The 20,245-nt window shown below is 38.1% G+C and carries 18 protein-coding genes; 3 read left to right on the forward strand and 15 right to left on the reverse strand.

Annotation, left to right across the window (positions count from 1 at the left end; genetic code table 11):
• Positions 1 to 5 precede the first annotated feature (5 nt).
• Positions 6 to 440 carry an acyl-CoA thioesterase gene (locus PTET_RS07895; RefSeq protein WP_008114650.1) on the forward strand — a complete coding sequence of 145 codons (435 nt, stop codon included), beginning with the start codon at positions 6 to 8 and terminating at the stop codon, positions 438 to 440.
• A gap of 184 nt (positions 441 to 624) precedes the next feature.
• Here the strand turns inward: PTET_RS07895 and PTET_RS07900 are convergent, their stop codons facing one another.
• The 11 genes from PTET_RS07900 to PTET_RS07950 form a co-directional block, all read right to left on the reverse strand.
• Positions 625 to 1,947: a Na+/H+ antiporter family protein gene (locus PTET_RS07900; RefSeq protein WP_096038420.1), complete on the reverse strand. Its 1,323-nt coding sequence runs from the start codon at positions 1,945 to 1,947 to the stop codon at positions 625 to 627.
• Positions 1,944 to 3,917 carry a transglutaminase TgpA family protein gene (locus tag PTET_RS07905; RefSeq protein ID WP_096038421.1) on the reverse strand — a complete coding sequence of 658 codons (1,974 nt, stop codon included), beginning with the start codon at positions 3,915 to 3,917 and terminating at the stop codon, positions 1,944 to 1,946. Before PTET_RS07905 ends, PTET_RS07900 begins: the two co-directional genes overlap by 4 nt.
• Positions 3,910 to 4,899, reverse strand: coding sequence for a DUF58 domain-containing protein (locus tag PTET_RS07910; protein WP_096038422.1), 990 nt, complete (start codon positions 4,897 to 4,899; stop codon positions 3,910 to 3,912). The genes PTET_RS07905 and PTET_RS07910 overlap by 8 nt, the downstream gene beginning before the upstream one ends.
• 4 nt (positions 4,900 to 4,903) lie before the next feature.
• Positions 4,904 to 5,809: an AAA family ATPase gene (locus PTET_RS07915; RefSeq protein WP_096038423.1), complete on the reverse strand. Its 906-nt coding sequence runs from the start codon at positions 5,807 to 5,809 to the stop codon at positions 4,904 to 4,906.
• Between the two features lie 8 nt (positions 5,810 to 5,817).
• The gene (locus PTET_RS07920; protein ID WP_013464929.1) at positions 5,818 to 6,201 is read right to left on the reverse strand and encodes a response regulator; all 384 of its coding nucleotides are present in this window, start codon (positions 6,199 to 6,201) and stop codon (positions 5,818 to 5,820) included.
• 357 nt (positions 6,202 to 6,558) lie between these two features.
• Positions 6,559 to 6,984: a DUF1090 domain-containing protein gene (locus tag PTET_RS07925; RefSeq protein WP_096038424.1), complete on the reverse strand. Its 426-nt coding sequence runs from the start codon at positions 6,982 to 6,984 to the stop codon at positions 6,559 to 6,561.
• Positions 6,985 to 7,011: 27 nt separating this feature from the next.
• Positions 7,012 to 7,980, reverse strand: coding sequence for an ATP-dependent 6-phosphofructokinase (locus PTET_RS07930; protein WP_096038425.1), 969 nt, complete (start codon positions 7,978 to 7,980; stop codon positions 7,012 to 7,014).
• 197 nt (positions 7,981 to 8,177) lie between these two features.
• Positions 8,178 to 8,750 carry a tRNA-(ms[2]io[6]A)-hydroxylase gene (gene miaE / locus PTET_RS07935; RefSeq protein WP_013464932.1) on the reverse strand — a complete coding sequence of 191 codons (573 nt, stop codon included), beginning with the start codon at positions 8,748 to 8,750 and terminating at the stop codon, positions 8,178 to 8,180.
• A gap of 74 nt (positions 8,751 to 8,824) precedes the next feature.
• On the reverse strand, positions 8,825 to 9,457 hold the full coding sequence (locus PTET_RS07940) for a sulfotransferase (protein ID WP_096038426.1): 633 nt from the start codon (positions 9,455 to 9,457) through the stop codon (positions 8,825 to 8,827).
• A gap of 6 nt (positions 9,458 to 9,463) precedes the next feature.
• On the reverse strand, positions 9,464 to 10,363 hold the full coding sequence (locus tag PTET_RS07945; RefSeq protein ID WP_096038427.1) for a substrate-binding periplasmic protein: 900 nt from the start codon (positions 10,361 to 10,363) through the stop codon (positions 9,464 to 9,466).
• A 6-nt stretch (positions 10,364 to 10,369) separates the two neighbouring features.
• Positions 10,370 to 10,738, reverse strand: coding sequence for an MAPEG family protein (locus PTET_RS07950; protein ID WP_096038913.1), 369 nt, complete (start codon positions 10,736 to 10,738; stop codon positions 10,370 to 10,372).
• 120 nt (positions 10,739 to 10,858) lie between these two features.
• Between PTET_RS07950 and PTET_RS07955 the strand changes: the two genes are divergently transcribed.
• Positions 10,859 to 12,220 carry a DUF2254 domain-containing protein gene (locus tag PTET_RS07955; RefSeq protein WP_096038428.1) on the forward strand — a complete coding sequence of 454 codons (1,362 nt, stop codon included), beginning with the start codon at positions 10,859 to 10,861 and terminating at the stop codon, positions 12,218 to 12,220.
• Between the two features lie 86 nt (positions 12,221 to 12,306).
• Here the strand turns inward: PTET_RS07955 and PTET_RS07960 are convergent, their stop codons facing one another.
• From PTET_RS07960 to ggt, 3 genes are all read right to left on the reverse strand, one after another.
• Positions 12,307 to 13,017: an SIMPL domain-containing protein gene (locus PTET_RS07960; RefSeq protein WP_096038429.1), complete on the reverse strand. Its 711-nt coding sequence runs from the start codon at positions 13,015 to 13,017 to the stop codon at positions 12,307 to 12,309.
• 110 nt (positions 13,018 to 13,127) lie between these two features.
• On the reverse strand, positions 13,128 to 14,822 hold the full coding sequence (locus tag PTET_RS07965; protein WP_036982701.1) for an NAD-dependent malic enzyme: 1,695 nt from the start codon (positions 14,820 to 14,822) through the stop codon (positions 13,128 to 13,130).
• A gap of 369 nt (positions 14,823 to 15,191) precedes the next feature.
• Positions 15,192 to 16,970 (reverse strand): gamma-glutamyltransferase, encoded by a 1,779-nt coding sequence (ggt, locus tag PTET_RS07970; RefSeq protein WP_036982702.1) that lies wholly within the window; start codon positions 16,968 to 16,970, stop codon positions 15,192 to 15,194.
• A gap of 97 nt (positions 16,971 to 17,067) precedes the next feature.
• Between ggt and rrtA the strand changes: the two genes are divergently transcribed.
• A complete protein-coding gene (rrtA, locus tag PTET_RS07975) occupies positions 17,068 to 17,661 on the forward strand; it encodes a rhombosortase (protein WP_096038430.1) in 594 nt (197 codons plus the stop codon).
• Positions 17,662 to 17,699: 38 nt separating this feature from the next.
• On the opposite strand, the gene PTET_RS07980 is transcribed toward rrtA, so the two are convergent.
• A complete protein-coding gene (locus PTET_RS07980) occupies positions 17,700 to 20,201 on the reverse strand; it encodes a S9 family peptidase (protein ID WP_096038431.1) in 2,502 nt (833 codons plus the stop codon).
• Positions 20,202 to 20,245 lie beyond the last annotated feature (44 nt).

Here is a 20,245-nt window from a genome sequence, read left to right on the forward strand (position 1 = left end):
AGATTATGACTCAAGTAGAGCGCGAAGCAATTATTGCGCAGCGTATAAAAGATTCGACCACATCGGTTACAAAAGCGGTATTTCCTGGGCGTACTAATCACCACAATACGCTATTTGGTGGTGATGCATTAGCGTGGATGGATGAGGTTGCTTTTATAGCAGCTACCCGTTTTTGCCGTAAGCCATTAGTGACTATTTCATCTGATAGGGTAGATTTTAAAGAGGCTATTCCAGCAGGTTCATTTGCCGAATTAATCTCAAAAGTGTCGCATGTAGGGAATACCAGCCTAAAGGTAGATGTTGAGATATTCCTAGAAACCATGCACAAAGATAATAAGCATTCTGCTATTACGGGTAGTTTTACCTTTGTTGCCGTGGATGATAACCACAGACCAACACCGGTAGTATGCGATAAAATGCTACATGGCTTTGAGTTATAACGCGAAATAGTAAATTAATATAAGCACCAAACTAGGTGCTTATATTAAAACCCATTAAGAACACATCATACTATATTTATTAATGCTGCAAACTTAGCATTAATGTTTGTTTGAGATAATGAGTAAAAAAGGAGGGTGTAAATTTCAAAATAAAAAGGCGTGCACAAAGCACACCTTTTAAAAATTAAAGTACCATGGCGGCTATCCAGCCGAATACCAATAGCGGTAAATTAAAGTGAATGAAGGTTGGTACCACTGAATCCCAAATATGATCGTGCTGACCATCAGCATTAAGGCCGGAAGTTGGCCCTAATGTAGAATCAGAGGCAGGGGAGCCGGCATCACCTAATGCGCCAGCAGTACCAACAAGTGCAGCGGTTGACATAACGGAAAAGTTTAGCTCTAAACATAAAGGAACAAATAAGGTGGCAATAATAGGTACCGTTGAAAACGAGCTGCCAATTCCCATCGTTATAAATAAGCCGACTAATAAAATTACAGCCGCAGCCATCGGCTTATTACCATCAAAAATAGCGGCGCTACTGTGAACTAAGCTGGCTACGTGCCCAGTTTCTTTCATGACCGCGGCAAAGCCTTGTGCTGAGATCATAATAAAACCAATCATGGCCATCATTGCCACGCCTTTACTAAATACGTCGCCGTTTTCTTCCCACTTAACCACACCGAATACACTAAATATAACCACACCAACTAGGCCGCCTAATATCATAGAGCCACTGGCATTTTGAGCAATTAACGACGCAACAACAGCAAATAAACCAACCATCATTACTTTTTTGGGGTTATCAATTTCTGTTTGTTTACTCTCAACGGTAAGGGCGGTATTTGTATATTCTCGGCGTTTTCTATAAGTAATAAACAGCGCAATTAACAACCCCACGAACATGCCAATAGCAGGAATAATCATCGCCAAAGGTACGCTGGTATTGACTATTTCAAGGCCATTATCCACTAGGTTTTTATGTAATATAGAGTATAAATAAATTCCACCAAACCCATAAGGGAGTACCATATACGAGGTGGCTAAACCAAAGGTTAAAATACAAGCAATAGCGCGTCTGTCTAATCGCAATTTGTTAAACACCACTAATAGCGGCGGAATTAGAATAGGAATAAACGCAATATGAACAGGGACTAAATTTTGTGAAGAAATAGCACAAATCAAAATAATAAACAGGATAAAATAGCTGAGCAGGGTTTCACTCGAACCTGTTTGTGCATTAACTTTTGCCAATAACTTCGCGGCTAAAATACGTGTTAGGCCTGACTTAGAAATTGCCACGGCAAATGCGCCCAACATAGCATAACTTAAAGCAATCTCGGCACCTGACGATAATCCTGAATTAAATGCATCGATGCTTTCTTTCAATCCCATGCCAGCGGTTAATCCGGCAACCAGTGCACTTATCGTCATTGCAACAATCACATTTACACGGACTAAAGTGAGTCCAAGCATTAAAATAACGCCGATAATTACTGCGTTCATAGATTTCTCTGTTTTGTAGATTTAATTAATTTTATCAGATCTTTAGCCTGATTTTTACGATCTTTATTAAATGGATGCCTTGCATAGCGCACTTGCTTAAATAACTCACAAAAAGCGGTTATTTGTTGCTCTGCATGGGGAACTTGTTTGCTAATGTGTTCTAAAGTTTGAGTTGGCGTGGCATTTTCAGGACAGCTAATCGCGTGTTTATTAGCCCAACGAATAATTTCATAATACTCATTGACCAGTGGCGGTTGTTTTGTTGAGGCTTTAGGTCTGTTTAAATAAATAAAGTAAGCCGTAAAGCTCAAAATTAAAATAATAATAACCCCAAGTGGCACGAGCCAAATAAACTTATTACCAAATAAGGTAGCAAATAAATCTTGTTGTTTGTCTTTATCAAACCCAAGCACCCAACTAGACCATTGATAATCTAAGTTTTCTAATTCAAGTCTAAGCCAATTAATGGCGGCATAGTTACTTAAACTAACGAGCCCAAAGTTAATATTATTTTTGAATTCGTCATTAAGGGTAGCACTTTGTGACAAGGAGCCGTTTAACCGCTCGGGTGCGACAACCGCCGTGGCATCAAATATTTTCCAACCGGCACCGGTATATACTTCAACCCAGGCATGCGCATCGTATTGACGAATAGTCATGTAATCACTGTTTTTATTTAACTCGCCACCTAAATAGCCACTGACAACACGCGCAGGAATACCTGCACTTCTAAAAATAAAGGCGGCGGCACTGGCATAATGCCCGCAAAAACCGCGTTTATTATCAAACATAAACTGATCGAGCGTATTTTCGCCGCGCATGGGTGTAGGTGTAAGTGTATAGCTAAATTCATTTTTTGAAAAATAGCTTAAAAGTCGATTAAAAAATTCATCGGCATTGGCGCTATTATTTTTTAATTGTTGCGCTAACTGCTGAGATTTTTGATTATTACTAACAGTTAATTGGCTATAAAACCGCTGTTGGGACTTATTAAGCGATGTACTAGATAACGGTTCACTATTAACTGCATATTGTAAAACCTTGGATTTATATTGTTGTTTTCGTAATAAACCTAAAGTATTGGCAATAACATTGGGGCTTTCACTGCTTGAAAAACCAAGCCCATATAGCCAATCTGAAATAGCAGGCTCAGCTATAACCGTATACTGAGCCTCATTTTCACTCGTGCTTTTTTTAGCGGGTAATATCAACGCTTGCTTTAAAAAGGATGATGTTTTCCACGCTGCACCATCAAATTCATCATGTACAATAGCGCGCCAATAATAGGGCGTAGGGGGTGGTGTACCATTAAATTTTGCTCTAAATACCAGTTCATCAGAATTTGATAACTTTGCTATATCAAACGGATCGACTTGTTCAGATAATCCTGTTTGTGCCATTTTTGGACCGGGTAGTTGCCAAAATGCCGGAAGTTTAGGTAAAAATAATAAAAGTATTACGGCTAAAGGAAAAGCCAGTAGCATAATTTTAGCACTTTGTTTTGAAGAGAGTTTTAAGCTATGACTAGACTCTAATAACCCTAGCACCGCAAAGTTTAAAATATAGAAGGTGCTTATAACTAAGGTAGTAAAAATGGTTTGGCTAAACAAATATACCGCTGAGAGTGAAAAGAACGTAAGGGTAATGATCAATTGGTAATGCTGTTTTGATTTTGCCTGCAATAATTTAAAAACACACGACAATAACAGCATGGCTACAAACAATACAACGGTATCTTTAAAGCCTATGCTGCTTAGCATAATAATTAATGCAATGGCGGCCAATCCATTAGCAAACCACGCGTTGGGTTTCTGCTTTTGTTTAACTGTTAAATAAATATTCCAGCCACATAACACACTAAGCATTGCAATAAAGGGCAGGGGTAAGTGTTCTGTAAAAAAACTGACTAGCCCTAAATAAATAAACGATAGAGCAAAGTTAATAACGCGATGGTTTTTAATCTCATTCATTATCATTACCGACTTGGCTTAACGCTTGTAAACAACGCTGATAATGCAGCTTGCCTGAATTGGTGGTGATTAATTTATTAGGAAGTTTTAAAGAATAATTAATATCACTTTCAAATGCTTGGCAAACTAAAAAACAGAGTTGCCCTAAACGCTCTTCAGTATCGCCCGTGACTAAGTTAAAATCGAATTGTGCATCCGCTGATTTAAAATCACTAAATTGTTTTACAAGTAATTGCTGTGTTTTTGCATAGTGCTTCCATGATATTCGCTGTAACCCCATTTCTGGCAAATGAGTAATTAAACTTTCAAATTCATCATCACCTTTATGTTTTTCAGTGCCTTCATCGGTATTATTTGCAACTAAGTTTTGGTGTTTTTGATTTGTTGTTTTAATTATTGACGGATAAACATACACTGCTTTATTCGGTTGTATATAACTCCACACACTGACTAAACCAAAGGGGTAATTACTGGCAATTTTTATTGGCTTTAACTTGTAACAGCCTCGCTTGGTGTAAGGTAATGATAATTGGCATTTTATTACTTCATTTTTAACGCGCGTAATGTAACACGCATTTTTTAAATCCTTGGGGTAACTCAATGTAATGGATTGGCAAGGATCATCGGCTTCTATTTGCCAAACTAGCTGTGGTGTCTGAGGCGCAAAACTGTCAATGGCGTATTTAAAGCTGACAGTTAAACCTCTGGCATTACTGTAGCCCAATAACAATGCAAAAATTATAATTACAAACATTAAATAAGCCATAAACAGAATTAAATTATTTTGATAATTAATCCCCATTACAAAATTTAATGATGCAACAACGCTAAAGTAAACGCCAAGCGTGGATGGTAAAACATAAATAGTATTATGTTTTAAGGTGATGCTATTTTTTTTGTGCTTATTTTTTAATAAGGCAGTTAAAATCGCGCTTTTTATATCGTGAATAAAAGTAGGGCGCTTAAATTTATAAATACGCATTTACCTAAACGGGCACTAAAACATGTTTTAAAATGGCCGCTATTTGTATATCGCCCGCATCACTATGTAAACCTAATCGATGCTGACACACACTTGAAAAAACAGCCTGTACATCTTCGGGTAGTACATAATCACGGCCTTCAATATAAGCCCACGCTTTGGCCGATTTAGCCAGTGCCATACTGGCTCTTGGGGAAAGCGAAGTCGTTAATGTTTGAGACTCACGAGTATAAGTCACTAACTCAATTATATAATCAACCACTGGCGAACTTAGCGTGATATTTGATATAGCATCTTGAATTTGCTTAAGTTGATGTTGTTCAATTCGCTGCGGTAACTGCGAATAATCACGTTTTAGATTATTTAACAGTAACCGTTTTTCTGCATCTTTAGGTGGAAACCCTAAACTTATTCGCATTAAAAAACGATCTAGTTGTGATTCTGGTAACGGGTATGTACCTGCCTGATATAATGGATTTTGAGTCGCAATTACAAAAAATGGAGTAGGGAGCGGGTACTTGTCTCCATCTACTGTTACTTGATGTTCTTCCATCGCCTCCAATAAAGCACTTTGTGTTTTAGGGCCCGCGCGATTTATTTCATCAGCGAGCACCACTTGGCTGAAAATTGGGCCTTTATGAAATGAAAAACTATGTTCATTATTATTAAATATATTGGTGCCAATAATATCAGCGGGCAATAAATCGCTGGTAAATTGTATACGCTGATAAGATAACCCCAGAACTGCAGCTAATGCATGCGACAAAGTGGTTTTTCCCATGCCGGGTAAGTCTTCAATTAGTAAATGGCCTTCACTAAATAAACAGGCTAACGCTAATTTTATTTGTTGTTGTTTACCAAATATAACGGTAGATAGGTCATCAATTATTGTCGTAACAATGTGCTGCATAATTTCCTTTAATCTATGAGTTCTAAACGTTTCATTACCGCATCAACTTTTTGCGCGTTAAAGGGCTTAGCTATAAATTCTTTTGCGCCTAGCTCCCAGGTATTTTGCACTGTTTCAAAGCTATTGTGGCCTGAACACATAACAACATGTGCATGAGGGTGTTCGTTGTTAATTGACTCTAAAATTTCAATGCTTTCAGAATCAGGTAAATCAACATCTAAGAATATAACGTTGGGTGATTTTTCAATAAGCAGAGGTTTAGCACAATTAAAATTATCGCACTCAATAATGTCATCAAAACCTAAACCGGCTAATACTTGGCTTAAATCAGCGCGGATCTGTTTAACATCATCAATAATTAAAATTGGTTCGAGTGGGCGTACAAATTCCATATGAATACTTCAATGTTTTTTACGGCTTGTGCTTTAATATTAAGCTAAGCATTAAGGAACCTCAAGGTGATAACTATGAATAACTATAATAGTTGTTTAAAGTCACTTAATGTCCGATACCGCCTAGTATTGGACTTAGCAGGCTTGAAACTTTTAAAATAGATCACTACTTATATATAGGCATGTTACTACCTATAATTTATATTATGTTAAATAGAATGTATATGTACTTAAGCAAACTAACTATCGGCAATTACGTCACTTATAAACATGGTATTTTAGCCCTTTTATTCGCACATTATTTATTTATAGTAATATGCTCTACTTTATTAAATATAAAAACGCTGTAATGACATTTTAATCAATCAAACTATTTAGCTCATCAATTAATTGCTTAAGCTGTTTAGTTTCGTCGTTTAGCTTTTGCTGATACTTTTTAACTTTTTCATGCTTACCTTGGCGCTTAGCTTTTTTAAGATCGGTTTTATATTCTTCAATTTCGCTATTGGTATCATCTATTTTTTGTTGCAACTCTGCTTTTAATCCATCATGAGTACAATATGCGTTTATATTATTGAGTGCTTTATTAAGACCTGCAACTTGGTGTGAATTACCTTGGCGTTTTGCAGTTAATAACTGGTGGTTAACTTCACAGGCTTTTTTCGCACACCCCGTTAAATCTGCACAATCATCTTTGGCCAATACGACTGTTGAACCGGCAAATAAAAAACTTATTGTAATACCTTTAATAATCGTCATTTTAGAGTTTTTATTATCTCGCATTGGTCATTATTCCTCTTTAATTCATTGTTAGCGGCAAAATACAGATAACAGCCCTTGCAGCTCTTCATTTATAACATGTTGTTTTACAACATCTTGCATAGGAGTATTTGATACTTTGTTATTTAAAATACCCACCATTTTAGCGCTTTCTCCAGCACATAAAGCCTTAACACTGTGTACGCCTAATCTTATTGCTAACATACGATCCGCTGCAGATGGATTACCGCCGCGTTGTAAGTGCCCTAGCTTAGTTACGCGCAAATCTATACTGGGATTAACGGCACTTATTTTCTCACATATATGTTCAACGCCAATTTCATCACCTTCAGATACCACCACAATAAAAGCATGCTCACTGTGATAATCGCTAATTTTATCCACTAAATAAGTTATGTCTTCATCACTTTCAGGTATTAATATCGAATCGGCGCCAGAGGTTAAACCGGCATAAGTGCCAATATAACCAGAATCACGTCCCATTACTTCAATAACAAACACCCTATTATGTGATTCTGCAGTATCTCTAATATTATCAATACATTGCATTGATGTGTTTACTGCGGTATCAAACCCTAAGGTGTAATCTGTACCCGCAATATCATTATCAATAGTGCCTGGAATGCCTATATACGGTATGTCAGTAATTTGTGATAACCATAAACACCCTCTAAAGGAGCCATCTCCACCTATCACAATTAAAGCGTCAATATTATTATGTTCAATTGTGGCTAGTGCTTGATTTCTACCGGCATCACCTTTAAATCTTTCACTACGCGCTGTTTTTAACACAGTACCACCTAAGTGCATGGTTTGTTGTAGGTTTTTGAAATCAAGTGTCACTAAATCATTATCAATTAAACCCTCAAACCCTTTTCGAACGCCCGACACTTTTATTCCGTGTTGTTGAGCGGTTTTTACTATGGCAAATAATGCGGTGTTCATCCCAGGCGCATCGCCCCCTGAGGTTAATACGGCAATGTGTTTAATTGGCTGCATCGGTTCACATCCTTCGATAAGCTAAACTTTAATAATTCATAATAGCTGTTTATGAGTAGGCTGTGTAAAGTAAGCGCAGTAAAGTTGATCTACATAGGGTTTATTTGATTGTTTAATTAGTATGAAGGGAGCAGTTATAAATTGAAAAGTTGGTATGTTGCTTTTGCTTTTGCTTTTAAAACAACATACCGTAATTTTTAATGAAGAGCCGCTGTAAAAGGAATGTTTTTACAAATTTCGGCTTCTATTGTTAGTAACTCGTCTAAGCGTTCGTCAACTTCTTGCTTATCAAAGTATTCGTAGGCGAGTTCCACAAATAAATTTTTATGTTTTTCTTCTGATTTAGCAATTGCGACATAAAAATCTTTTTCTTTTCCTTCAGGTAGTGCCTCGGCAACTAAAGAAAAACGTTCATGTCCCCTCGCCTCAATTACCCCACCTACTAATAGTCTGTCCATTAAAAAACCGTCACGACCATGCCTAAAGTGTGCACGAATTTGTTTAATGTATGGATCTTTTTTATCGTCACCCAAATTAGTATCGCGTTCAATTAATAGTTTAAGTACTTGTTTAAAATGAATTAACTCTTCAAGAGCTAAGTCAGTCATGGCTTTAACTAATTTACGCTTATCCGGATAATGTGAAAGCATTGACATAGCCATGCCAGATGCTTTTTTTTCAGCAGCGGCGTGGTCTTGTAAAAAGGTTTCAAAGTCGGCTAAAACAACTTCGGTCCATTCAAATGGCGTGTGGTATTTTAATTCAAACATAGGGATACAACTTATAAAATAATGCGTGGATTTTAGCGTATTTAAAAATAAAAATCTTTGATCGCGATTTAAATTTAACCTTCATAAGGCAAAAACTTATCGATCCGCCCTTTCGCCGTCGACTCAATTTTTAATGGGTGCTTTATATCGTTCCATGCAGTGACTTTACCGCCCATGTTCATTTTTTCAAAGCCAGCTAAGCTGCTGGTAATATTTAAAAACTCACATAGCTTATTAAAGCTCTCGGGATTTGCTATATCAATGGCTAAAAAATCATTAGGCCGGTCAGCAAAATAAGCATTAGCACTATTAAAATGAGTGTTATAACAATTAGTTAAATATTCATCCTGATTAATGTTTTCGAGTGAAAAATCATTAAACGTATTTAAATAACAGCGCTTTAAATGAATATTAAAGCCCCCATCAGCACGCGTTAAATTAGTATGCATACGCAGTAAAAGCTGTTTGATTGAAGGCAGCCACGCGCTAAGTTCTCGCTTTAAATATACAAATTTAGAACCTGAGTAATATTTATCTAATGTTTGATAATCGTTAAATACAGGTGTGTCTGCGATAGCCACCGCATTTTCAAAACAAGCGTTAGTGTAAGCAGTATGGGCAGTAGGTATACCAAAATCTAAAAATGCATTACATACGCTAGTCGTCCCAGTACGTGGTAAACCAATAATAAATATTTTTTGTGTCATGGCGTTTTAAATGTCTTTTTCTGAAAACCAAAGTGATGCATCATTAAGGGGTGTTAATGCGGGTAATTGATTGTTTTTTAATTTAATGATGTTTTTATTTTTTATATCTGCATGCTCAATCGCACTGCGATGATAAGCCTTAAACAAACGATCAAACTCACCGTTTTTACGCATAATAGCTAAGCCTTTCTCAACCGCTTGCGCTATTTCGGGCTTTTCTTTACTAAAAAAGAAGTAGATTGCACTTGGGTATTGCAACAATAAGTGTGGCACTATCGTGAGGTTAGCACCGGCTTCATCTTTAAAGGTATTGAACTCAGTTTCAACCTCTAACACAGAACGAGGAAATACATCACCTCGGCCTTTTATCAACATATTAAATAACGAACTATATTCGATTGATGTCGATACAGTTAAGCCGTTATCCTGCAGTATTTGTGTGTCAGGCCAATCATGCCCTTGAATAAAGTGTATGCTTTTAAAGTCGCTCAGGGTATTGATGTTTAATAAGGTATTCACTTTATCCTGTGTAGTTACCAAAACACGCCACCCATATAACCCCTTAAATATAGGCACTCTAACGGGTAGTAATTGTTGCTCACGCTGTTTAGAGGTCATGGTCCAAGCTACGTTTATTTCATCATTATGAAGAATTTGCTTTAACGCGCGGCTCTGTGGCATCGAAATACTTGAGGGTTGTAATGTAAAATTCTCTCCGCTGAATTGCAGAGCTGTTCTTAATAGTACTAACGGGTATAATATTTCATCTTCACCACTGCGCATTGTTTTGGGGTATACAACATGCAAACTAGAAACGGTGTTTTTGCTATTATTTTCTATTGCCCATGCAAATGTTGTCAGTGAACTGAAAAAATATAAACATGTAAAAAAAATAGCTAACCGCATAATCGTTTATCTACTTAAAAGTAATAACACCGCGCTTACTATCACAATAGCAAAGGTGAACATCATGCTCAATCCACGTGCCTTTAAATTATTGTTAATGATGGCAGAACCATGAACAACACGGCTGATAAATAATAAACCGCCTAGTGCATGTACATAATGACTAGCTAACCCTTGATACTCCAATAAAAAAACTAAAATTAAGCTAATGGGCACGTACTCAATAAAATTACCATGCGCTCGGGTTGCACGTTCAAGCGCGGTATTACTGCCATTACCTAACGAAATCCCTTCGGCTTTACGTATTTTTATAATATTAACACTCAAATAAATATAATAAAGGGCCAATAAGGCCGCATAGCTAGATATGATCACAGTATAGTCCATTTAATTTTTCAGCAATAATAACACATAAGTTAAGCGGTAAATCAGTAGTTTTATCATGAACTATGCTAGAGTAATTTATACATTGGAATAGAAATAAGTAAGGATAATATGTATTTAAGAACAAAAATCACCAATCACTATCGTGAAATAATAAACAGTATTGGCTTTTATCCCTCGCTCCTGTCTGTTGCGTTTTTAATTTTTGCTGTACTCACTATGTCTGTTGAGTATTTAGCCCCTATAGAGCAATTTAAATCATTAATCTCATTTGTATTAGTAGACAGTGCAGAAAACGCACGAACCATATTAAGCACCTTAGCTGGTAGTATTATTTCGTTAACCGTATTTAGTTTTTCTATGGTGATGGTGGTTTTAAATGCGGCCAGCGCTAGCTTGTCACCCAGAGTCGTTCCTGGGCTTATTACCCGTAAATCGCATCAAATGGTATTAGGGTTTTATTTAGGCAGTATTATTTATTCTATTATAATGCTCATTAATATTAATAAGTTAGATAACGGAAATACGGCAATACCCTCATTAGGGGTACTCTTTGCGTTAATTTTTGGTTTGATTTCTTTGGGCTTGTTCGTTTTTTTTATTCACTCTATTTCAAAAGCAATTCAGGTTGATAACGTATTAAATGGTTTATTTAGACAAACCAAACAAGAGATCCAAGACATCATCAACAAACAAGGCGATAACCCCGTTGATAACTTTCCTGAATTTTCAAATTGGCATTCAATAAAAAGTACTACTGAGGGTTACTACAAAGGGGTTCACACAAATAAGCTGTGTGCTATTTTGGCTGAAGAAAAAATAAAACTTTTTATTACTGTTAAGCAAGGTTACTTTACCGTTAAAGGCTACCCTTTCTTAAAGTGTAATAAAGACATTTGTGAAAACGAAGAGTTAATAGAGAAAATTTTAGACTGCTTTATTTTTTATATAGAAGAATACATCAGCGATCATTACCGTTATGGATTAACCCAAATTTCTGAAATTGCGGTAAAAGCAATGAGCCCCGGGATTAACGATCCGGGCACAGCGGTTAAAGCTATTGATATGCTGAGTATTTTATTGATTGCTCGCCTAAAGATTAATGCGATTAACTACGCGTATTATCAACCAGAAGAAGCCCCTTTGCTCTATTTCCATGAAACCAGTTTTGATGAATTACTGCACGATAACTTCACTCCTTTGCGTAATTATGCCAAAGCAGATGCCTATGTAATGACCAATGTTATTGAAGCATTTAAAAATATTTTGTTTATTGCCAACGAGGATGTTGAAGCTCGAAACAGTGTGTTTAATTATTTAGGTGCCATTGTTGATGATATTAATCAGCACATTTGTAATGAGTATGACCGGCGAGAAATTAGAAATATGCTACAAGCAATAGTGCGAATTAGTGAGTTACAAGGTAAGCAGTTGGTGGCACGTTTTGAGCAGCACCAACCTATTAGCGAGTAGGCTCTGTAAAGCTATTTATTCTGCCGAGGGGCAAAGAGTTATCGCTCCTCGGCAGCGCCTATTTGGCATTGAAAGATCATCAAACCCTAATCTATATAATAAATTGCATAGCTTGACGCGCTAATAGTAATTTCACCCGCATGATAGGCTTCTGGGACATAATTACCAGGTGCACTGTCTGCCATCATTACTTTTTCACTGCGCATGTACGGTGTTGATGGCATATCAAGCGGGGTTAACGACGCGCTATATAAGCCTTTTAACTCTACATCAAAGTCGTCACTTAGCTCTTTTGCCGCGACTTTAGCTTGTTTAATTGCCATTTTTTGTGCTTTTTTATGCAGCTCATCGTAGTTGCTAGCTAAAAATTGCGTTTGTCTAATTTCATTAATGCCATTATTAACTAAGCTCTGTAGCAATTCAGGGTATTTATTAATTGCAGAGAGTTTAATGGTGAGCGTTCTTGATACTTTAAAGCCAGTAAACTCTTGTTTACCTGTTTCACGATTATATTGGTTATCACGGTATATAGAAATTTGACCGGCATTAATATCCGCATCATCTACCCCTAGTTTTTTTACTAAACTTATTGCACTAGCCATAGTGGTATCGGTTTGTTTTTTTGCTGCAATTAAGTCTTTATCTATTTCAGTAATGCCCACCGTTAATAAAACATGATCCGGCATCGTCGTTACTGAAGCTTCACCTTTAACATAAATATGCGGCTCTTCTGGGGCGTTGCTTGCATAAGCTGATGTACTGAGTAATGCGGCGATTAAAATCGAAAGCGTTTTCATAAGTCTATCCTTTTAAATTTGATTGCCTCAGTTAACACCTTATGCGGTTAATTAAAGATGAACAAGCATAAAAAAACAGGCAAAAGCCTGTTTTTTAATCTCTACTGTAATTAAATACTGCAACGCTTGTAGTTACGGTATTTTGGTAACCAGTAGTTTTTGTCGATGGCTGCCCACAGCGCATCGTCTGAAATTTCAAGGGCTACGCCCTCTTCAATTGCTTTTTTAGCCACTGCAAACGCAATACGTTTACTAAGCGTTTCAATTTCAGTCAGTGCCGGTAGTAAGCTGCCTTTACCTGTATTAGCTAAAGGTGACGACTCAGCCAACATTTCGCTCGACATTATTAGCATCGCATCGGTAATGCGGGTTGCTTTGGCGGCAATAACACCTAAGCCAATACCTGGGAATATGTAACTATTATTACATTGTGGAATTGGGTAAGTCACACCGTTATAAACAACTGGGTCGAATGGGCTGCCAGTTGCAACAATTGCTTTGCCATCGGTCCATTTAATTACATCTTCTGGATACGCTTCAACTTGCTTAGATGGATTACTTAACGGGAAAATAATTGGCGATTCACATTTAGCATGCATAGCGCGAATGACTTGTTCGGTAAATAAGCCAGGTTGGCCTGATACACCAATTAAAATATCTGGTTCAGCACAATGCATTACATCTAATAACGACGCGTATTCACCGCTGTAGATCCAATCAGCTAAGCAGCTAGTTGGTTGTGCAAGCATTTGTTGAAAGTCACGTAAGCCTTGCATACCATCTGTTAATAAGCCAAAACGGTCAACCATAAAGACTTGGCTACGTGCCTGTGCTTCACTAATACCCTCAGCAACCATAGTGCTAACGATTTGTTCAGCAATACCACAGCCTGCAGAGCCTGCGCCTACAAAAACAACTTTTTGAGTTGATAATTTAGCACCTTTAACACGACATGCTGCTAATAAAGAGCCCACAGTGACCGATGCAGTTCCTTGAATATCATCATTAAAACTACAAATTTCGTTGCGGTAACGCTTTAATAATGGCATTGCATTAGGCTGAGCAAAATCTTCAAACTGCAATAACACATTTGGCCAGCGACGTTTTACTGCTTTAATGAATAAGTCTAAAAACTCATCGTATTCATCTTGTGTAATACGTTTATGGCGAGCACCCATGTACATTGGGTCGTTTAATAATTTTTCGTTATTGGTTCCCACATCGAGCATAACCGGTAACGTATAAGCTGGGCTAATACCGCCACACGCGGTATACAAAGAAAGTTTACCAATTGGAATGCCCATACCGCCAATACCTTGGTCGCCAAGACCTAAAATACGCTCACCGTCGGTAACAACAATCACTTTTACTTTGCCTTTTGTGGCATTACGTAAAATATCGTCAATGTGAAAGCGATCTTCATACGAAATAAATAAACCACGGGCACTGCGATAAATATCAGAAAACTTTTCACAGGCATCACCCACTGTTGGGGTGTAGATAATAGGCATCATTTCTTCGATATGATCGCGCACTAAACGGTAAAAAAGCGTTTCGTTATTATCTTGAATGGCGCGTAAATAAATGTGCTTATTTAAGTTGTCGTTAAAACTTGAGTATTGTTGGTAACAACGCTCAACTTGTTCTTCTATTGTTTCGTAACGAGGAGGAAGTAAACCAGCAAGATTAAAGTTTTCACGTTCTTTTTGGCTAAAAGCACTTCCTTTATTCAATAGCGGGGTTTCAATTAGGCCTGGGCCAGAATAAGGAATATAAAGATAATTTGGATCGGTATTTGTAGTCATATTTCCAAGCTTTACTGAATCTTAAGTAATGATCTGCCATTATCATTGTTAAAGGCTAAATTGCAATGACATTTAAGCTTGTCAGACCATTGAAAATTTACAAATACAAGCGCTACTTTAGTATAAAGTCACTCATATTTGGTGAACATGTTAGCAGGCTGTTGTGAATTTATAAAAATTAAAAACGGGCATTAGACCAGCGTTTGCTGTGTGCAATGGTTACAACAGTGTCAGTTATTTTTAGGTTTGCTAATTTTTTACATTAGTTAACATACTATTTTCAATCAAATAATCATTAACTATTAAGCTATTACATAAATAACAGCAGGTAATACATTAGCTGCAAACCTGCTGTTGATTATACATGTTTTAGAATTTAAATGAGGCTTTATTATTACTTAAATCCGATAATGCCATCCCTTCCCTGCGAGGATCGGCGGCGCCATACAAACGGTTATTTTTAACTTCTACCGCATGCAGCCCAGAGTTTAAGTCAATCACGCGCACATCATGGCCGCGCTTTTTAAGCTTTGGTACCACTGCTTCAAGTGCAGTGCCTTTTTCTACGCTGGTGTAGTCGTTGCGATTAGTGGTTCGCGGTAAATTAATGGCTTGTTGCGCGTTTAAATTCCAATCTAAAACGCCAATAACAACTTGCGCTACATAATCAATAATGCGACTACCACCAGGAGAGCCGACCACTAAACGTAAGCTCCCATCTTGATTAAATACCATTACGGGTGACATTGAGCTGCGCGGACGTTTATGGGCTTCTACTCTGTTAGCCACTAACTTGCCATTTTTACGCGGCGAGAGTGAAAAATCAGTCAGCTGATTGTTTAAAATGAAGCCATTAACCATGACCGTCGAACCAAACGCCATTTCTATAGAGCTGGTCATCGAAACAGCATTGCCTTTGCTATCAACAATCGAGACATGTGACGTAGACGGAAGTTCAAAAGAGTCATCATTTGCGTAGCTTAAGTAATCAACTGGATCACCAGGAAATGCTTTTTTATCTTCTTCGCTAATTAACTTTGCGCGGGTAGCAATGTAATCTTTGTTTAATAACTCCTCGGTAGGGACTTGGGTAAAATCAGGATCGCCAATGTATTTATTTCGATCAGCAAACGCAATGCGCGATGCTTGGCTAAAGTAATGAATAGCCTCTGCGCTATTAGCTTTAATATTGGCCATATCTTTATGTTCAAGCAAGCCTAAAATTTGTAGCACCGCTACACCGCCACTACTAGGTGGTGCCATTGAGCACACTTTGTAAACGCGGTATTTAATACATACAGGGGCGCGCTCTTTGCTGGTGTAGTTAGCAAGATCTTGTACAGATAATTTACCCGGGGCAATTTTTGATTTCTGCACTGCACTTACCATGGCTTTTGCATTATCACCTTTATAAAAAGCATCAATCCCTTGTGAGGCAATGTCTTTGTATAAATTAGCAAGCGGCTGGTTTTTTTTAATACTGCCTACTTTGATCACTTCACCATTGGGGAAAAAATACTCATTGATCACCGGCATACTCATAACACCCGGGTTTAACTGCCTAACGAGTAAGCCATGTAATCGTGGAGATACTTCAAACCCTTGTTCGGCTAGTGCAATAGCTGGCTTAAATAACGTTGCCCATGGCAAATTACCATATTGTTTATGGGCACTGGCAAACGCATGTAAAATACCTGGTACACCCACAGAGCGACCACCTACAACTGCTTCAATCCATTTAACAGCTTTGCCATGTTCATTTAAAAACAGGTTTTCATCGGCATTACTGGGGGCTGTTTCGCGACCATCAAAACTGGTGAGTTTATTGTTAGCTTTGTTGTAATACATCATAAACGTACCACCACCAATGCCTGATGACTGCGGCTCAACTAATGTAAGCACTAATTGGGTGGCAATTGCGGCATCTACGGCGCTTCCGCCTTGGGCTAAAATGGCCTTTCCCGCTTGTGAGGCATAAGGATTTGCAGCCGCAACCATGTATTTATCGCCAGGTACTAATTGCTTTTGTACTACCCCTGTGGCGGCTTCTGGTTCACGGGTTTCAATTTGGCTTGCTTGCTGTGCAAATAAAGGGAAAGACAGTGCACTTAAAGAGAGAGCAAATAAAGAGTTGAGCTTAAAATTCATAATTACTGATTAAACTTAAATTGCATGGAAGATAATTGGCATCTTAAAGTTAAACAGGCACAATATGCAAAAATAAATATAAAAAAATGATCATTAAATGCTTAATTTACCCCTTCAGCCGCGTTATGTTTTACCCCCCTTGTGTTTAATTGTATTAAGTACGCTCTTAGCATGGCTTGGTATGAACAATGAGCTTGAGTTTAATCGCCCATTAATTGAACAAGGCCAACTGTGGCGTTTATTTACCAGCCAATTTGTGCATGCTAACTGGGCACATTTAGGTTTAAATTGTGCCGGTATAGCACTTATTTGGTTGCTTCATGGCGAATACACAACGCCTAAGCATTACAGCTTTAATATTGCACTCCTTGCGCTTTGGTGTGGCTTGGGTGTTTATTGGTTTTGTCCAACAATCATTATTTATACAGGGCTGAGTGCGCTATTGCATGGCGTGATCGTGTGGGGGGCCATAAAAGATGTCACCGTTGGGCTAAAATCAGGCTATATCTTGTTTATTGGCGTATGGATAAAGCTTATTCTTGAGCAAGTTAATGGTCCAAGCGCAGAAATTGGTCAACTTATTCAATCAACGGTGGCCGTTGATGCGCATTTAATTGGCGCAATTGGTGGGGTTTTATTAGCTGTGCCGCTGGTTGTAAAACACATCAAAAACGATAATAAACACAGCTAAAAAAACGCCACATAAGTGGCGTTTTTATTTTTAGTCGATTAAAGCGTTTCTTTAAACAGTTTATAAATTCGACGGTATTCATCTAACCAGCTCGAAGGCTGAACAAAACCATGCGGTTCTACTGGGAAGATTGCTGTTTCAAAGTTTTCTTTTTCAAGTTCTATTAAACGCTGTACTAAACGTACTGAATCTTGAAAGAACACATTATCATCAACCATAGGCGCATTTATTAATAAATGCTTTTTAAGCCCTTCTGCATAATAAATAGGTGAACTACGCTCATAGGCAATCGGGTCAACATCAGGGTGATTCAAAATGTTAGCCGTATAACCTGTGTTGTAATGAGCCCAATCAGTCACTGGACGAAGCGCTGCACCTGATTGAAACAAGTCTGGCGCGGTAAATAACGCCATGAAGGTCATAAACCCACCATAAGAGCCACCGTAAGTCCCTACCGCTTGGGTATTAACATTGGCATTATCCGCCATCCATTTTACGCCATCGGCTAGATCTTGTGTTTCAGGTGTTCCCATTTGGCGATAAATAGCCGTTCGCCAATCACGACCATAGCCTTTAGATGCGCGGTAATCCATATCCATTACTACATAACCTTCATCTGCTAGTAATGAATGGAACATAAATTCACGGAAGTAGCCAGACCACCCCATGTGTGAATTTTGCAAGTACCCTGCACCGTGGTTAAAAATAACCGCTTTGCGGGTTTTGCCTGTTTCACCCTCTTGATAATCAGCGGGGTAATAGACTTTGGCGTATATGGGCTGATCTGTATGACTTGATGGCACAGCAACAATTTTAGGCGCTGTGAGTTTTTTAGCTAAAAACGCATCAGATACCGTATTGGTTAAACGAGTCGCAGTTGTGTTTGCTTTAGCCTCTGCCACATAAAGTTCAGTCGGCATAGTGATTTTAGAATGTCTAAGTAATAACTTAGATTGATCAGGGCTTAAGGTGTAATCCGTCATACCGTTTAAGTCGGTTACTTGCTCACTAACACCTGTTTGTGGATTAACGCGGTATATCTCGTAAAGACCCGGATGCTCAATATTCGCTTTATAGTAAATAGCACTATTGTCATCAGTAAGGGTTAAGTCAGACACTTCAAACTGACCTTGTGTTAAAGCTATAGCTTTGCCATTTAAAGGTTTTTTATAAAGCTGACTGTACCCCGACTCTTCCGATAAATAATACAGCGTGGTTGAATCATTTAACCAACCAAAGTCGTTAAACGCATACGCAATCCACGCATCGTCATGTAAACGGTGTTGAGATACGAGTTTATTATTTTCAAAATCAACGGTGGCCAACCAACGATCTTTGTTATCCCACGCTTCAAGCATAATCGCCACTTGGCTGCCATCATCGTTCCAGCTGATAGGCGATTGATCCCATCCCCAGTCTGAAATTACATTAATGCCACGCGGTTGTTTCTTAGACTTATACGTTTTGCCTTCGCGGGCATAGTTTTCTTTTTTAACCTCAGCGAGTACATCTTCATCAAAACCAGGCAAGGTATTAAACCCTAAAGTAGTTTGGCTTTGATCTGCAAGGTTAATATAAACAATTTCAGAAGTTTGCTCTTTAGCGTCAGCCACACGACGGCGAACTTTTTTAGGCTCTATAGTCGCATCATCAGTGATGTAGTTAGGCATAATGTCGCCTTCACCACGCCATGAACTTTTTTCTTGAACAACCACAATTAACGCGTCGCCATTTGGAGAAAGCTGGGCCTCATCAACCGTGTTGCCATCGCCTAAATAGTAATGCGTGTTGGCAATTGAGCTATTTTGGGTTTTAACTTGCTCATTTCGCGCATACTTGTCTTGTTTGTTTTTATACTGCAGTGCAATGTAATCAATCAGCTTATGTTGTTCTTTGGCAATATAAGTTGTTGGCTCTTTTACGCCTTGTGGTTTGTCAGCCAGTTTTAAATTAGCAATTTCACGGGTTAAACCTGTGGTTAAATCTACTTTAAAAAAGATATTACCTTGGCGATACGCTAAGTTACCATCGTTTAAAAATTGTGGTTTTGACTCGGTGGCTGAGCTTTGCGTAATTTGCTTAATTACGCCTGACTGTACGTTTTTAATAAATATGTTGCCTTCAAACACATAAGCTTGAAGTGATTTATCGTTAGAAAAAACAGCTTTACTTGAGCCTACGCTGTGAAGCTGATTTAAAGCCACTTGCTCTGCTGTTTGAGCGTTTACAGCTTGAGTGAATAAATCTCTTAGCTCACTACCCTGTTGTTTACGCGCGTAAATAACGGTACTTGAGTCAGCACTCCAAAATGCACTTTGCGGTTGGCGTCCAATCCAATCAGGGTGAGCCATCGCTTGTTCAAGCGTAATTTTTGAGACACCCATGTCTGCAGGTGTGTTAACAACACTTGCAACCTTGGTATTTGTTTGAATAGCTGAGTCATTAGAAGTTGTGGCGGTTGCTGTACAGCCCGCTAACATAACACTTGACGCAACAGCCATTGCAACAAGTGTTTTAGAAGATGAAAATTTAAAAATCATAGTGCTTCTTGACGGTTATTATAATTAACCGTATTTAAGCAGAA

The sequence above is a fragment of the Pseudoalteromonas tetraodonis genome, from assembly GCF_002310835.1.
Taxonomy (GTDB): Bacteria; Pseudomonadota; Gammaproteobacteria; order Enterobacterales; family Alteromonadaceae; genus Pseudoalteromonas; species Pseudoalteromonas tetraodonis.